Below are 14,826 nucleotides of genomic sequence, written 5' to 3' on the forward strand. Positions count from 1 at the left end.
ATAACGTCGATTTACGTACTTTCTCGCATGGGAGATGATCAATCAAGCAAATTCAATCCCCTTCAGGAAATAGATCATGAACATGCAAGCGCTTGTATTGAATCGGTATGACGGCCCGCTGGAAATGACCGAGCTTTCGCGACCGACGGCGGGTCAGGGGCAGGTGCTCGTGCGGATCAAGGCGAGCGGACTCAATCCCCTCGATACCAAGATCCGCGCAGGGAGCGCAGCGCACGCGAAGCATCCTTTGCCGCTGGTGCTGGGAATGGACATGGCAGGCGTGATCGAAACGATCGGAGATGGCGTTAGCGGATTCAAGGTGGGCGATGAAGTGTACGGTTTGACGGGCGGAGTGGGCGGCATCCAAGGTTCACTCGCGCAGTTTGCCGCAGTCGATGCACGCTTGATTGCGCATAAGCCTTCGAATCTATCGATGCGGGAAGCGGCGGCGCTGCCGCTTAGCTTCATCACCTCGTATCAGGGAATCGTGGACCGGGCCAACGTGCAGCCTGGGCTAACGCTATTGGTACAAGGTGGTGCAGGAGGCGTCGGACATATCTCGGTCCAGTTGGCAAAAGCACTGGGCGCTGAAGTGTTTGCGACAGCGAGCGCGAGCGATCGAGAGGTCATCGAGCAATATGGGGCGACGCATATCGACTACCGTGGATTTTCCGTGGAGGAATACGTCAAGCAATATACGCAAGGCTTAGGGTTCGATATTGTCGCGGACACGGTCGGTGGCGCGACGCTCGATGCATCGTTCGCGGCAGTTAAGCAGTTCGGGCATGTCGTGAGCGCGCTGGGGTGGGGAACCCATGCGCTGGCGCCGCTTTCGTTTCGTGAAGCGAGCTATTCCGGGGTGTTCACGCTATCTGCGTTACTGAGAGGCAAGCATCGCGAACACTACGGCGATATGTTGCGCATCGCGACGCGCCTGGTCGAGGAGGGAAAATTGATCCCACGGGTAGATCCGCGCCGGTTCGATCTGACGACCGCCGAGCAAGGATACTTGGCAATCACAGAGGGAACTCCCAAAGCGAAAATCGTCGTGGACGTCGCGTAACGAATAGCAAGGCGGACAGGACGGCGGTATACGACTGCGGTCCTGCAACACGCGTCACGCGTTCACACTATTAGTCCTCGGCTTCCGTCCATTCGATACGCGCGCCAAGCGAAACCAGATTTTTTACAAATCCGGGATGCGCGCGTCGGATTGGCGCCGCGTTGAGAATCTTCGAGCTGCCGTCGATGCTGGCGGCGAGCATCAGCAGCGCGATCGCCACGCGAATGATGTAGGGACTTTCCACCTCCGCGGGCACGAGCGGCTTGCCCCCGAACGTCACGACCCGGTGCGGATCGGAGATAAATGCGTGGGCGCCGAATTTGCCCAGCTCCGACGTCCATCCGAGTGCGCCGTCGTAGACCTTGTTCCAGAACATCGTATTGCCGTCGGCGCGCACGCCCAGTGCAATGAAAATGGGCAGCAGGTCGGCCGGGAAATAAGGCCATGGCGCAGCTTCGACCTTTTGCAGAATATTTTTGGTGAACGGTTCGCGCACGCGCAGGCGGTCATCGACGGTAGCCTTGGACCAGCCATCGATATGGCTCACCGTGACGCCGAATTTGGCGAAGGTCCGATCGATCAAGGGGAAATGTTCCGGCGCTGAATTCTTGACGGCGATGTCGCCACCGGTGATGGCGCCGAGCGCCAGAAAGGTCACCACTTCGTGGAAATCCTGCACGAACGTAAAATCCACGCCGCGCAGACTGTCGACGCCGGTAATCGATAACCGTGATGTGCCCAGCCCCTCGATGCGTGCACCCATCAAGGTCATGAAGCGGCAGAACTCCTGGACATGCGGCTCCGAGGCCGCATTCGTGAGCGTAGAGGTGCCGCTTGCTAGCACTGCGCACATGACGAAGTTTTCGGTGGTCGTCACCGATGCATAGTCTAGCCAGCATTGAAAGGCGCGCAACGGTTGCGGTGCGCGCACAACCAAGGCGCCCGGCGTACGGGTTACTGTCGCACCGAAACCTTCGAGCACATCCACATGCGGGTCGATCTCGCGTACGCCAAGCGTGCAGCCTTGCACATCGTTTTCGATGCGGGCCGCGCCGAACCGTGCGAGCAGGGGAGGGACGAGCATGATGGAGGAACGCATCTCCTCAGGCAGACGGTCTTTCGCTTCGTCGAAGCGGGTGTCGCGATGATGGATCGTGAGCACGCCTTGCTTGAGCTCGCCCTCGATAGAGCTGCCCAATTCGCGGAACACGGCGAGGATCTTTCGCACATCGGTGATATCCGGTACGCCACGCAAACACACCGGCTCGTGAGTGAGTAGCGTCGCGCATAGGATAGGGAGAACGGCATTTTTGTTGGCGGAGGGCGTCACGCGGCCCACTAGGGGAATGCCGCCATGAACGATCAAATCAGACATGTGAAATTTTCTTGATGAATTTAGGTGGGGGTGGCGGGTGTAGCGTCGGGTTTGGCTTCGGGTCTAGCTTCATTAACTGCGGCACGCATCGCGTGGCAGTGTCGGACCAGATTGGGTTGCGACGCGACAAACTGCTTGAGCGGCGTGTCGATTTCATAAAAATAGATATTCGCCACGAAGCCATACACGCTGGCGTCGATGCTGCTCGGTTTCGGGCCGAAGAGGTAACCGTCATCGGCGATCATGTTCGCCAGCGCCTGCAGGTCGGCGATGCCGCGTGCATAGACATCTTCGGGCGCAAAGCGGCCGATGCCCTGATAGTGGTAGCGCTCGAAGTTGTATTTTTGTGCCGCTTCGAGCTCGCTTGCCGCGACCTCGGGGTGCGCTTTGAGGACCGCGTCCCTGAAGCTTGGCCAGAAGCGCGGATCGCGCCAGCGCGAGTACGACATCACCCAATAGAGGTCATCGAGCGTGCGCCGGATCAGGAGGTGCAAATCCCTCTGGGCGCTCGTCAAGGCACGGTCGATCGTCAGGTCGTACTTTTGGATCAGATGGGCGATGATGGTGTCGCTGTCGCCTATCGTTTGCTCGCCGTCCACCAGATACGGAAGCTGCCCACGCGGCGCCGATTTCGTATCGAGAATATGTTGATGATCGAACCGCAGGCCGCATAGCCTCAGGAACGCGAATACCTTCAGGCCATACGCGTTATTGTCTTCGAGGCCGTATAGCCCCGGATACGAAAACAGAGTGATCATGCTGGTTTCCCTGAAATGCGGCTGAGCGCCGAATGTCGCGAGACGGACCAGCAATCCTACTCCGTGAAGGCAGAGTCATCAAACTACGATGAAGGTTTGATGTTCTGATTGTGGCAAAAGAGGTTATGCGGGTCGTAGCGCGTCTTAATAGCCACTAGACGGGCGAAATTCGGACCGTAGGCCGCGCCGACGCGCTCGCTCTCGTCCTCCGTCAGGAAGTTCACGTACACACTGCCCGATGCAAAGGGTTCCACTGCCTTGAAAAACGCGCGCGCCCACGCAACGCACCGCTCGTCGTCGCTTGGGTCGTTCCAGCGCCCGTGCACATTCATCACATATTGAGTATCGCGACTCGAATAGGCGGTGGCCTCAACCGCGACACGCGTTGTTTGACCGCCGATCTGACCGAAGAAGATCTCGCATTGTGGTGACGGCACCTTGGCGATGGCATCGATCAATACGTCCAGTAAACCGTCCGGCAAGTCGGTCAAGTTGTGCGATTTCCAGTAGTTGCGCGCGCCAGGCACCAGCAGCGCATCGAACGTCTTTTGCCATGCCGCATAGGGCATCGGGCCCAAATGCTCGCCGTAGGGGGTGCCTAGGCGGCGTACGGCTTCGACCGTACGCGGTCCGTCTTCGACGGCGCCGGTGTAGCAGATCGCAAACGCGATGACCGGTTTGCCGTGCACCTCCGGCGGCAGGAATGGCAGTGGCGGCGCGAGTCGCAACACGACCCAGACGCTCAGATCATCGGGCATGTCGCGCGCCGCAACGCGATACTTCATGAGCGCCTCTTTTGCCTGAGCCAGCGGCAGTACGACGAGGCCGCCGAATACCTCCGGGCCCACCGGATGCAGCTGGAATTCGAACATCGTGACGACGCCGAAATTGCCACCGCCGCCGCGAATCGCCCAGAACAGGTCCGAATGGGAGTCCGCACTGGCGTGTACCAGTAGGCCATCGGCAGTCACGATGTCTGCCGATAAAAGATTGTCGACCGACATCCCATACTTGCGACTGAGCCAGCCGAATCCTCCGCCCAGTGTCAGACCCGACACGCCGGTGGTCGAATTGATTCCGAGCGGCGTTGCCAGTCCGAAGGCCTGCGCTTCGTGGTCGAAATCAGCGAGCGTGGCGCCCGGTTCGACGTAGGCGCGACGCGCGAGGGGATCAATTCGCACTGATTTCATCGGCGACAAGTCGATCATCAAGCCGTCGTCGCAGACGGCGCTGCCGGCAATGTTGTGGCCACCGCCGCGCACGGTGAGTCGCAAGTCGTTATCGCGTGCGTAGTCCACGGCGCGGCGAACATCGGCGACTCCCGCGCAGCGCACGATCACGGCCGGCCGGCGATCGATCATCGCGTTCCATATGCTGCGTGCCTGGTCGAAATCGGGGTCGGCAGGCAGCAGCACTTGCCCTCTCGTTGCCGCTTTCAAATTTGTGATTGCATCGCCAGATAAATTGGCCATCGAACACCTCCAAGGATGCGGGCGACTCTCGCAGCTTCTGCGATCGAAAGGTTTTTGTAAGTATAGGCCGAGAGTTATCAATTTGGGATGTGGCGACGGATTTTTCTTGAGTAGGTTGCGATGCGCAAGTATATTGGTTGCGTATCGCAACTTATAATTTATACGCACGTGCAACTTGCACGAGCGACTCAATGAGGTGAGCGATGGATTACATCGACGTTCCGGAAAAATCACGTGATCATACGATCCTCGAGCTTCGCGAGTTCTCGCGTCGCCTGGTGCGGGAGCTCGGCTTCATGCGCAGCACCTTGGCGGACAGCGATCTCGCTCCGTCAGCGGTCCACGCGATCATCGAAATCGGCCTCGCGCCGGGAATCCAGGCGCGAGACTTGGCCGACATCCTTCGGCTCGACAAGTCGAACACGAGCAGGCAACTGGATAAATTGGAATCGATGGGGCTGGTGAGCCGTGAGGCGGCGACCCACGACGCACGCTCCTCCAGGCTCCATCTGAGCGCCGCGGGAAGGAAGCTGCAGAAAAAGATCGATCGATTTGCAACCGACCAGGTATCGAGCGCACTGAGGCGACTGCTTCCCGCCGATCAGCAGACACTGGTTCGATCGCTGTCACTTTATGCGGATGCCTTGGCGCAGGACAACGCTGGCAAAGAATTGAAACGGGCGGCTTCGATAGATGAGCAGATCCGGCAGGGCTATCAGCCTGGATGCATCGGTGACGTGGCCAGTCTGCATGCGCGTTTTTATTCACAGGCGTCCGGTTTCGGCTTGTTCTTCGAAAAGAAAGTCGCGACCGAGCTTGCCGAGTTTGCGCAGGCATTGCCTACACCCGATAAGGCACTCTGGCTTTACGTCGAAAATGGACGATCGTTGGCGTCGATTGCAATCGACGCAGAGGGCGGTGAGGGCATCGCTCACTTGCGCTGGTTCATCGTTGACGAATCGTTGCGCGGTACGGGCGTCGGCCGTCGCTTGCTGGCGAACGCGCTGGATTTTGTCGATCGGCGATTCGACGAGACTTACCTTTGGACCTTCAAGGGCCTCGATGCAGCGCGTCACCTATATGAATCGTCGGGCTTTCGATTGACGCACGAGGCAGAAGGATCACAGTGGGGCTCTACGGTGATCGAGCAGCGGTTTAGCCGTCGCTCAATACGCTGAACTGATTCGATGTGACGTTGCGGGAGATTGAATCGAGCGAGCGCGATGCAATGCGCCGCTCGATTTTCATGACGTTCAGCTAGGTGATGTGCTTGTCGGTCAGGCCGCTTTGCGTCCGAGGCGATCGAGCTCGGCGAATTCGGCATCGCTCAATTCGACATGCGCCCCGGCGACGTTCTCGACGAGATGGTCGACGCTGCTGGTGCCCGGAATCGGCAACATGACCTTCGAGCGTTTCAACAGCCACGCGAGTGCGACTGCACCGGTTGTCACGCCGCGTTCGCCGGCGATCTTGCTAAGAATCGAGCCGGGCTTCGCGAGTTCGCCCGATGCCAGCGGGAACCACGGAATGAAGCCGATATTGTGCTTGTCGCAATAGTCGAGCACGTCTTCGCTCTTGCGCTCGACCAGGTTGTACAGGTTCTGTACGGTAGACACGGGGAAGTACTCGGCTGCTGCCTTGATGTCATCGATGGCCACTTCGCTTAAACCCACGTGACGGATCAAGCCTTCTTTGCGCATCGCGGCAATGGCTTCGAATTGCACCTCGCGCGGCACGTTCGGATCGATCCGATGCAGTTGCCACAGGTCGATTTGCTCGACGCCAAGACGCTTCATGCTCGTGAGCACGCATTGGCGTAGATATTCAGGCCGGCCTACAGCGGCCCACTGATCCGGACCATGGCGCGTGAGGCCGCCCTTGGTCGCGATCAGCAAGCCCTTGTACGGATGCAGGGCGTCGTGGATCAGGTCTTCGCTGACATAGGGGCCGTAGGAATCGGCGGTATCGATGAAGTCGACGTCGAGTTCGGGCAAGCGCTTGAGCGTGGCGAGCGCGGCGGCCGGATCGGCAGGGTCGCCCCAGATGCCTTTGCCGGTGATGCGCATCGCGCCGTAGCCTAGGCGGTTGACTTTGATGTCGCCGCCGATTTTGAATTGACCGGAAGCTGAAGCAGATACTGATTTCGACATGGGTTTTCCTTTGTGTAGGGTAAGCCACGCCTGGTCTGGTGTTGGCAGGCCAAGCGCTTTGAAAAATCCGTTTGTTTGCGAAACGAGGTTGCCCTTCATTCGACGCGGTCGGCGTCGAGTGCGACTGCATGGGCTTGGTAGATTGTGCGCCTGCTGGTGAATTGTTGCTTGCGACGGGATCGTCGGCAATCAGCCTATCCATCCCAATTTATTCGATGCAAATCCAGTATATTCGGCCGCTGAAAAACAAAAGCCGATGCTGCCGCCTCTCGGAATCGCAGTGACTGCTGCGATGCATCTGCACTCGAAACAGGACAAAGCCATTCCAGCCACGAACACACTTCAACAGGAGAACAGCGATGATTTCTAATCCCGAACTACGCCAACGCGGCGTTGCTCTTTTTGAGCAGCTTTTCGGTGCTGGTGCAGGCGATGCCCTCGTCAAGGACATGGAAGGGCTTTGTCCGGATTTCACCGATATGTCGATTGAATGGGCAATGGGCGGCATTCTGAGCCGCCCTGGACTCGACCACATCACGCGCGAGCTTGTAGTGATCGCATCATGCGTAACGCTCGGACATACCGTCCCACAGCTACGCGCGCATACGCAGGCAGCGCTGGCCGCTGGGGCTACTCGCGAACAAATTGTCGAGACCATCCTGCAGCTTCTGTTCTACGCGGGTGGCGCGGCTGTGCGCAACGCGCTGGTCAACGTTAAGGACATCCTGGCCGTATCCCCTGACGACGACTCTGCGGAGCGTGTACCGTTTGGTCGCAAACGGCCAGAGTGAATACATTGACTGGAATATCTATCTTAACGAAGATTAAGCGCGTCATCGTACTGACTCTAGCGCTGCCCATGTTGCTCACAGGATGCGGCAAGCCGGACCCGAAAGCGGATGCCGCAGCGGCGAAGGCGAAAGAGGTTGTGGTGGTGACAGTCCACCCATCGCCCGCGCCCTTGGCCGTCGAATTGCCTGGTCGGCTCGAAGCGTACCGGCAGGCGCAAGTGCGGGCGCGTGTCGCTGGCATCGTTACGGCGCGTCTCTACGAAGAAGGGCAGGAAGTGCGCAAAAACACGCCGCTGTTTCTTATCGATCCCGCGCCGTTGAAGGCCGCACTCGCTGTGGTCACCGGTTCGCTTGCGCGCGCAGAGGCCAACGCGCTTGGCGCTACCGACAAGCGTAAGCGCTACGACGATCTAGTGACCGACCACGCAGTGAGCGAGCGCGATCACACTGAAGCCGTGACCGAAGAGCGGCAGGCGAAAGCAGAGGTGGCATCGGCGCGCGCTGAACAGGAGCGGGCGCGGCTGCAATTAAGTTACGCGACGGTCACGGCGCCGATCGATGGCCGCGCGCGCCGCGCCCTCGTGACCGAAGGCGCGCTGGTGGGACAGGATTCAGCGACGCCGCTTACCACGGTCGAACAAATCGATCCGATTTACGTCAACTTCTCGCAGTCGGCTGCCGATGTCGCCGCGTTGCGCCGAGCGATCGATACGGGGCGCGTGAAAGGCATCGTCCAAAAGGACAGCAAGGTGCACTTGATTTTGCCCGATGGCCACGAATACGCGCAAACGGGCACGTTGCTGTTTGCCGATCTCGCAGTCGATCCCGGCACCGATACGGTTGCGATGCGCGCTTTGTTTCCCAATCCACAACGCGAGCTGCTGCCAGGCTCCTATGTTCGGATCAGCCTCGATCGCGGGATCGATACTGCCGCCATTGCCGTGCCGCGCGATGCCGTGACCCGCACGGCGGACGAGGCGTCGGTCAAGGTCGTCGATGCCGCGGGCAAGATCACGGTAGTGCCGGTTCGGGTCAACCAACTCAAGGGTCTCAATTGGCTTGTGACCCGTGGACTTAAGGGCGGCGAACGCGTGGTAGTCGAGAATACGGCGGCACTGGAGCCGGGCGCGATCGTTACGCCGCGCGAACGCGCCGTGGAAAAACAACCCGATGCGCAGACAGCGGCACGCACTTAATTTAAGCAAAAACCAGAATGGCTCGCTTTTTTATTGATCGCCCTGTGTTTGCATGGGTGATTTCCTTGCTCATCATCTTGAGCGGCATCTTGGCAATGCATGCGCTACCGGTTGCACAGTACCCGGATATCGCACCGCCGGTTGTCAACATCTGGGCCAATTATCCGGGCGCCTCTGCGCAGGTCGTTGAAGAGTCGGTCACTGCAGTGATCGAGCACGAGATGAACGGCGTGCCCGGCCTAATGTACACGTCGGCGACCAGCCGCGCGGGTTCGGCGTCGATCACGCTGACCTTTAAGCAGGGCATCAACCCGGACATGGCGACGGTCGAGGTACAGAATCGGCTTAAGACCGTCGAGGCGCGTTTGCCTGAACCGGTGCGGCGCGATGGCGTCGCGGTCGAGAAGGCGGCGGATAACATCCAACTGGTTGTAACGCTGACGTCGGACGACGGCCGTATGAGCGAAGTGCAGCTTGGCGAACTCGCTTCGGCGAATATCGTGCAGGCGTTGCGTCGTGTCGAGGGTGTTGGCAAGGTACAGTTCTGGGGCGCCGAATACGCGATGCGCATCTGGCTCGATCCGGTCCGGATGACGTCGCTCAAGCTTACCGTATCGGATGTAGTGACGGCAATTCGCAGCCACAACGCACGCGTGACAATCGGCAATATCGGCAGCCAGGCAGTCCCGGTTTCGGCGCCGATCAATGCGATGGTGTTGGCTGGTGGGCAACTCGGCACGCCTGAGGATTTCGGTGGCATTGCACTGCGTACCCGCGCGGACGGCTCGGCGTTATATTTGCGCGATGTCGCGCGCGTGGAGTATGGCGGCAGCGACTATTCGTTTACGTCGCGTGTGAACGGCAAGATTGCCACCGGTGTGGGGATCAAGATGGCGCCGGGCTCGAACGCGGTCGCGACCGTCAAGCGTGTACGCGCCACGATGGATCAGTTGGCAAAGTATTTCCCGCCCGGCGTGAGTTATCAGATTCCCTACGAGACGGCATCGTTTGTGCAGCTTTCGATCCAGAAAGTGGTCAGCACGCTGATCGAGGCGGGCGTGCTGGTGTTCCTGGTCATGTATCTGTTCATGCAGAACATCCGCGCGACGCTGATCCCGACGCTGGTCGTGCCCGTCGCGCTGCTTGGCACGTTTGGCGTAATGCTCGCGCTCGGCTTTTCTATCAATGTGCTGACGATGTTCGGCATGGTGTTGGCGATCGGCATCCTGGTTGACGACGCGATCGTCGTGGTCGAGAACGTCGAGCGGATTATGGCCGAGGAGGGGCTGCCTCCGTATGAAGCGACCGTGAAGGCGATGCGTCAGATTAGCGGCGCGATTGTCGGCATTACGGTAGTGCTGACTTCGGTGTTTGTGCCGATGGCATTTTTCAGCGGGGCGGTAGGCAACATTTACCGGCAGTTCGCGCTGTCGCTTGCGGTGTCGATCGGGTTTTCGGCGTTTCTTGCCTTGTCTTTGACGCCAGCGTTGTGTGCGACGCTGCTCAAGCCGATTGTGCGCGATCATCACGAGAAGACGGGCTGGTTCGGCTGGTTTAATCGCATGTTTGCGCAGGCGACGGGGCGTTATCACGCCGTGGTCGCGAAAATTCTGCGCAAACCGGTGCGCTGGATCGTACTTTACGCGGCAATTGGCGCCACGGTGGCGGTGCTGTTTATGCGTTTGCCGACGTCTTTTCTGCCCGACGAAGACCAGGGCAATTTCATGATTATGGTGAGCCGCCCACAGGGCACGCCGATGACCGAGACTATGCAAGGCATCGAGGCGGTCGAGCGTTATCTGCTCGACCAGGAGCCCGTCGAATATTCCTATGCAGTGGGTGGTTTCAGCCTGTACGGCAGTAGTCCGAGCAGCGGCATGATCTTCGCGACGCTGAAAAACTGGAAGGCACGTAAGGATTCCAGAGCCCGTGTGCAAGCGATCGTCGAGCGTGTCAACGCGCACTTTGCCGGGGCACCGAACGTCACCGTGTATGCGATGAATTCGCCGGCGTTGCCTGACCTCGGTTCGTCTAGCGGTTTCGATTTTCGTTTGCAGGATCGCGGCGGCGTTGGCTATCCGGCGCTAGCGGCGGCACGTGACCGCTTGCTTGCGCAGGGCGGCAAGCAAGCCGCTATCACCGACTTGATATTCGCGGGCGAACAGGATGCGCCGCAGATCCGTCTCGACATCGACCGTAACAAGGCCGCTGCGATGGGCGTGACGATGGATGAGATCAACACGGCGCTCACCGTGATGTTCGGTTCCGATTACGTTGGCGATTTCATGCACAGCAGGCAGGTGCGGCGCGTCATCGTGCAGGCGGACGGTCGTAATCGCGTTGACATTGACGACGTGCGTAAGCTGCACGTGCGCAATGCGGCGGGCGAGATGGTGCCGCTGTCGGCGTTTGTCACGTTGCAATGGAGCGCAGGGCCAACGCAGCTCACGCGCTACAACGGTTACCCGTCGTTTGCGCTGAACGGCTCAGCCGCGCCAGGACACAGCAGCGGCGAGGCAATGCAGGTCTTGGAGGCGCTGGCTCGCAAGCTACCGGCCGGCATCGGCTTCGACTGGTCGGGGCAATCGTTCGAGGAGCGCTTATCGGGCGAGCAAGCGCCGGCGTTGTTCGTGCTGTCGGTGCTGATCGTGTTCCTCGCGCTCGCGGCATTGTACGAAAGCTGGTCGATTCCGCTCGCGGTGATTCTTGTCGTACCGCTTGGCGTGATCGGTGCGGTACTGGGCGTGACGCTACGCGGCATGCCAAACGATATTTATTTCAAGGTCGGCCTGATCGCGACGATTGGTCTCTCGGCGAAGAACGCGATTTTGATCGTCGAGGTCGCGAAGGATCTGTACAGCGAAGGCATGAGCTTGGTTGACGCGACGCTCGAAGCGGCCCGTCTGCGGCTACGACCGATCGTGATGACCTCGCTTGCATTTGGTGTGGGCGTGCTGCCGCTGGCGTTCGCGTCGGGCGCTGCATCCGGCGCGCAGATCGCGATTGGTACCGGCGTGTTGGGCGGCGTGATAAGCGCGACGGTGTTGGCTGTTTTCATGGTGCCGCTGTTTTTTGTGCTTGTCGGGCAGGTGTTCAACGTTGGCAAGCGGCGGCGTGCGGGTTTGTTGGAAACGGACGCACTGGAGTTGAAGTGATGAGGTGTGTTTCGACGCAAAGGCTGGCGCTCATCATATTCGCGGCGGCGCTCGCGGGCTGCTCTATGGCGCCTGCTTATCAGCGGCCGCAAGCGCCGGTGCCTGTCAATTATCCGGTCGTGTGCGGCGCAACGGCAAGTGTCAATGAGGCAAGCAGCCTCGACGACTGGCGTGGTTATTTCACCGAGCCGGTTTTGGACCACTTGATCGAGGTCGCGCTAGCGAGCAATCGAGATTTGCGTGCGGCATCGCTGCGCATCCAGGAAGCGCGCGCGTTGTATGGCATCCAGTTGGCGGATCGATTGCCTGGCGTCGACGGTACCGTGAGCTACAACCGTGGCCGAACCGTCGATCCCATGCTCAATGAAAATGTGGTCGCAAGCCAGTACCAGGCGGCGCTCGGAGTTACGGCGTTCGAGCTTGATTTGTTCGGCCGCGTGAAGAGCCTGTCTGATGCCGCGCTGGCTGACTACTTCGCCAGCGAAGAAGCACAGCGTGCCGTGCAGATCAGTTTGATTGCCGAAGTTGCGTCGGCTTATGTTGCCGAGCGTGCGCTATACGATCAGGAGAAACTGGCGCAGCAAACGCTTACCGCGCGTGACGGCATCTATGCGCTGACAAAGCGCCGCTATGGCGCAGGCATGAGTACGGCAATCGAATTACGCACGGCTGAGATGTTGGTCCAATCGGCGCGTGCATCGCTAGCAGCACTGGCACGCGAGCGCACGCAGGCCGCGAACGCGTTGCGGTTGTTGCTCGGGGACTTCACCGTCGATTTACCGCGCGCAACGCCCGTCTTGGACGATTTGTCGATTGCGCCGGTGGCGGCAGGTCTTTCGTCAGATTTGCTGATACGCAGGCCCGATATTCGTGCGGCCGAACAGCGCTTGAAAGCGGCCAACGCAAATATCGGCGCAGCACGGGCGGCGTTTTTTCCAAGCGTGCGCATCACGGCTGACATGGGTTCGGTGAGCGACAGTTTCTCGCGTTTGTTCGCGGGCGGTACGGGAGCGTGGTCGTTTGCACCGCAATTGACGCTACCGATCTTCAGTGGCGGACGTAATCGGGCGAACTTGAATCTTGCAACTGTGCGCAAGGACATTGCCGTTACCGACTACGAGAAAGCCATTCAGACGGCGTTCCGCGAAGTATCCGATGCGCTCGCGGCACGGGATCAGATCGACGCTCAACTGGATGCGCAGAAGGCGGTATGTGCGGCGGATGGCGAACGCATGCGGCTCGCACAGCGCCGTTATCAAAGCGGTGTCGCGACGTATCTTGAATTGCTGGATGCGCAGCGTAGCCTGTTTGAATCGGGACAGGCGTTGATCCAACTTAAGCAACTGCGTTTGACGAACGCAATCTCGTTATATCGGGCGCTAGGTGGTGGCTGGTCGAGCGGGGAAAGCATCCCAATTTATTCGATGCAAATCCAGTATATTCAGGCGCTGAAAAATGAAAGCTGATAGGGGATGCTCTACGTAACGCTCTCTGCGATATGGGGTTCCGAGCTGATCGGCATTCGACTAACCCATCGTTTATTGGACGGACGGTGAATGGCGATAGAACTGAAGGCCGACGGGTGGCGCCGCTACATGATGTATCGACGCGACGAACAATACATGACGTTCGAACCGGAACAAAAGCGGAGAGAGGCGGCCGAAGCAGGAAAGAAATTCGTGGCGATGGCTTATGCTGATGTGTGGGCTAAGGATGTCGAGTTGGTGAAGCGCGTGCGCGGTTTTCTTGGCAAAAATTTTCACTGGCACGACCGTCTTGTCAAAAGCGGCGCTGATCTCGATGTCGTGCAGACGCTCAATGAGATGGTGCGCGGCGACAGCGTTGTGGTTATTCCCGAAGACGCGATGTGGGGTGGATCGCTGCCGAGTAGCGGGCTGCTGCCTGCGACTAAGCGCGCATACAGCGTCATGGACCCCGAGACCGCTGCAGAAATGCGGGCGATTGCCAGAAGCATCCTGTACCCGCCGGGCGAGGCGGTTCTCTCAGGTCCGTATCGGCCTGATCGCGAAGCGTGTGGGCAGCTTGCGGCGGCACGGGCAGCGATGGCCAAGGCTGCGGGTGCATCGACTCCGCTCGGCGATGCGCAGGCTTTCGAGTACATCGAGGCGGTTGCCAGCGGCAACGCCGACGAGTTGGCAGCTTCAACGAACAACCCCCGGTATGCTGCCAAGATGCTCGGATACGATCAGGACACGTTCAGCGAAATGCTGCATAGGTTCAAACCTGATAAATTGCTTCGCCCCAGCGATAACGTTATCTGGCACGACAACGGCGATGTCTACTTCAATGGAAAATACCTCGACAATTTCCATGATTGGGCTAACTAAGAGGAGCTCCGATGCCGGACCATCAACTCGCGCACGCAACGTTTCATGTAATGGGTGATTCGCTAGTTCCGACGTTTTGGACTGACTACTTTGGCGTTAAGCCGGATACAGCCATCGTCAAGGGTGAATATTTCGTCACGCCATCTGGTCGGACCAGCCGTATGCCAGGCAGGAGTGGTCTATGGGGCGTTCGTAGCGAAACTTTCGTTCTTAGCGACACGCTCGAACCGCATCTGCGCTATTTGACCGACCGCCTCAACCTCACACGGCCAGGCTTGCGTGAGCTGCTGGAGCGCGAAAGGGTAAAGGCGCGGTTTTGGTGCTACTGGCGCAACGCGACGGGCGACCGCGTACCTGACGTGCCTGACGACATACGGGCAATCCTGGAACTGCTCGGTGGCGTAATCGAGATTGATGAATATCGGTAGATGTTCTCTCCGTGAGTGCCAAAATCTTTTGCTACAGGACGCTCGCGACTTAGTCGGCGCGTTATATCGCGACCCACGCGGGTATATTCG

Annotated in this window: 12 protein-coding genes; 8 read left to right on the forward strand and 4 right to left on the reverse strand. The window is 59.2% G+C overall.

Annotation, left to right across the window (positions count from 1 at the left end):
* Positions 1-76 precede the first annotated feature (76 nt).
* Positions 77-1,063, forward strand: a complete 987-nt coding sequence (locus tag GSQ77_RS12840) for a zinc-dependent alcohol dehydrogenase family protein (protein WP_158902566.1) — start codon at positions 77-79, stop codon at positions 1,061-1,063.
* 70 nt (positions 1,064-1,133) lie between these two features.
* Here GSQ77_RS12840 and GSQ77_RS12845 read toward each other — a convergent pair whose 3' ends face one another.
* The 3 genes from GSQ77_RS12845 to GSQ77_RS12855 all read right to left on the reverse strand — a co-directional run bounded on the left by GSQ77_RS12845 (position 1,134) and on the right by GSQ77_RS12855 (position 4,668).
* Entirely contained in the window at positions 1,134-2,438 is a 1,305-nt protein-coding gene (locus GSQ77_RS12845; protein ID WP_158902569.1) for a UDP-N-acetylglucosamine 1-carboxyvinyltransferase, read from the reverse strand.
* Positions 2,439-2,458: 20 nt separating this feature from the next.
* A complete protein-coding gene (locus tag GSQ77_RS12850; RefSeq protein ID WP_158902572.1) occupies positions 2,459-3,196 on the reverse strand; it encodes a glutathione S-transferase family protein in 738 nt (245 codons plus the stop codon).
* An 83-nt stretch (positions 3,197-3,279) separates the two neighbouring features.
* Positions 3,280-4,668 (reverse strand): FAD-binding oxidoreductase, encoded by a 1,389-nt coding sequence (locus GSQ77_RS12855; protein ID WP_158902575.1) that lies wholly within the window; start codon positions 4,666-4,668, stop codon positions 3,280-3,282.
* Positions 4,669-4,871: 203 nt separating this feature from the next.
* Here GSQ77_RS12855 and GSQ77_RS12860 point away from each other — a divergent pair, with 203 nt between their 5' ends.
* The gene (locus GSQ77_RS12860) at positions 4,872-5,846 is read left to right on the forward strand and encodes a helix-turn-helix domain-containing GNAT family N-acetyltransferase (RefSeq protein ID WP_158902578.1); all 975 of its coding nucleotides are present in this window, start codon (positions 4,872-4,874) and stop codon (positions 5,844-5,846) included.
* Between the two features lie 99 nt (positions 5,847-5,945).
* Here the strand turns inward: GSQ77_RS12860 and GSQ77_RS12865 are convergent, their stop codons facing one another.
* A complete protein-coding gene (locus GSQ77_RS12865; protein WP_158902580.1) occupies positions 5,946-6,818 on the reverse strand; it encodes an aldo/keto reductase in 873 nt (290 codons plus the stop codon).
* 359 nt (positions 6,819-7,177) lie between these two features.
* Here GSQ77_RS12865 and GSQ77_RS12870 point away from each other — a divergent pair, with 359 nt between their 5' ends.
* The 6 genes from GSQ77_RS12870 (at position 7,178) to GSQ77_RS12895 (ending at position 14,736) form a co-directional block, all read left to right on the forward strand.
* Positions 7,178-7,609: a carboxymuconolactone decarboxylase family protein gene (locus tag GSQ77_RS12870; protein WP_158902582.1), complete on the forward strand. Its 432-nt coding sequence runs from the start codon at positions 7,178-7,180 to the stop codon at positions 7,607-7,609.
* 20 nt (positions 7,610-7,629) lie between these two features.
* Positions 7,630-8,805 (forward strand): MexX/AxyX family multidrug efflux RND transporter periplasmic adaptor subunit, encoded by a 1,176-nt coding sequence (locus GSQ77_RS12875; RefSeq protein ID WP_367889666.1) that lies wholly within the window; start codon positions 7,630-7,632, stop codon positions 8,803-8,805.
* A 17-nt stretch (positions 8,806-8,822) separates the two neighbouring features.
* Positions 8,823-11,960 carry a multidrug efflux RND transporter permease subunit gene (locus GSQ77_RS12880; RefSeq protein ID WP_158902588.1) on the forward strand — a complete coding sequence of 1,046 codons (3,138 nt, stop codon included), beginning with the start codon at positions 8,823-8,825 and terminating at the stop codon, positions 11,958-11,960.
* Complete coding sequence (locus GSQ77_RS12885; protein WP_158902590.1) at positions 11,960-13,426, forward strand: efflux transporter outer membrane subunit; 1,467 nt, start codon at positions 11,960-11,962, stop codon at positions 13,424-13,426. Before GSQ77_RS12880 ends, GSQ77_RS12885 begins: the two co-directional genes overlap by 1 nt.
* Positions 13,427-13,582: 156 nt before the next feature.
* Entirely contained in the window at positions 13,583-14,308 is a 726-nt protein-coding gene (locus GSQ77_RS29485; protein WP_254067571.1) for a hypothetical protein, read from the forward strand.
* A gap of 11 nt (positions 14,309-14,319) precedes the next feature.
* Positions 14,320-14,736, forward strand: coding sequence for a DUF4279 domain-containing protein (locus tag GSQ77_RS12895; RefSeq protein WP_158902593.1), 417 nt, complete (start codon positions 14,320-14,322; stop codon positions 14,734-14,736).
* The last annotated feature ends 90 nt before the right edge of the window (positions 14,737-14,826 follow it).

It is taken from the genome of Burkholderia sp. L27(2015), assembly GCF_009765705.1.
In the GTDB taxonomy this organism is placed as follows: Bacteria; Pseudomonadota; Gammaproteobacteria; order Burkholderiales; family Burkholderiaceae; genus LMUX01.

Excerpts from the sequence above, each read along its gene's own strand:
- GSQ77_RS12845 (WP_158902569.1), bottom strand. The coding sequence starts at position 2,438 with ATGTCTGATTTGATCGTTCATGGCGGCATTCCCCTAGTGGGCCGCGTG.
- GSQ77_RS12870 (WP_158902582.1), top strand. The coding sequence starts at position 7,178 with ATGATTTCTAATCCCGAACTACGCCAACGCGGCGTTGCTCTTTTTGAG.
- GSQ77_RS12840 (WP_158902566.1), top strand. The coding sequence starts at position 77 with ATGAACATGCAAGCGCTTGTATTGAATCGGTATGACGGCCCGCTGGAA.
- GSQ77_RS29485 (WP_254067571.1), top strand. The coding sequence starts at position 13,583 with ATGACGTTCGAACCGGAACAAAAGCGGAGAGAGGCGGCCGAAGCAGGA.
- GSQ77_RS12885 (WP_158902590.1), top strand. The coding sequence starts at position 11,960 with ATGAGGTGTGTTTCGACGCAAAGGCTGGCGCTCATCATATTCGCGGCG.
- GSQ77_RS12880 (WP_158902588.1), top strand. The coding sequence starts at position 8,823 with ATGGCTCGCTTTTTTATTGATCGCCCTGTGTTTGCATGGGTGATTTCC.
- GSQ77_RS12850 (WP_158902572.1), bottom strand. The coding sequence starts at position 3,196 with ATGATCACTCTGTTTTCGTATCCGGGGCTATACGGCCTCGAAGACAAT.
- GSQ77_RS12860 (WP_158902578.1), top strand. The coding sequence starts at position 4,872 with ATGGATTACATCGACGTTCCGGAAAAATCACGTGATCATACGATCCTC.
- GSQ77_RS12895 (WP_158902593.1), top strand. The coding sequence starts at position 14,320 with ATGCCGGACCATCAACTCGCGCACGCAACGTTTCATGTAATGGGTGAT.
- GSQ77_RS12865 (WP_158902580.1), bottom strand. The coding sequence starts at position 6,818 with ATGTCGAAATCAGTATCTGCTTCAGCTTCCGGTCAATTCAAAATCGGC.
- GSQ77_RS12855 (WP_158902575.1), bottom strand. The coding sequence starts at position 4,668 with ATGGCCAATTTATCTGGCGATGCAATCACAAATTTGAAAGCGGCAACG.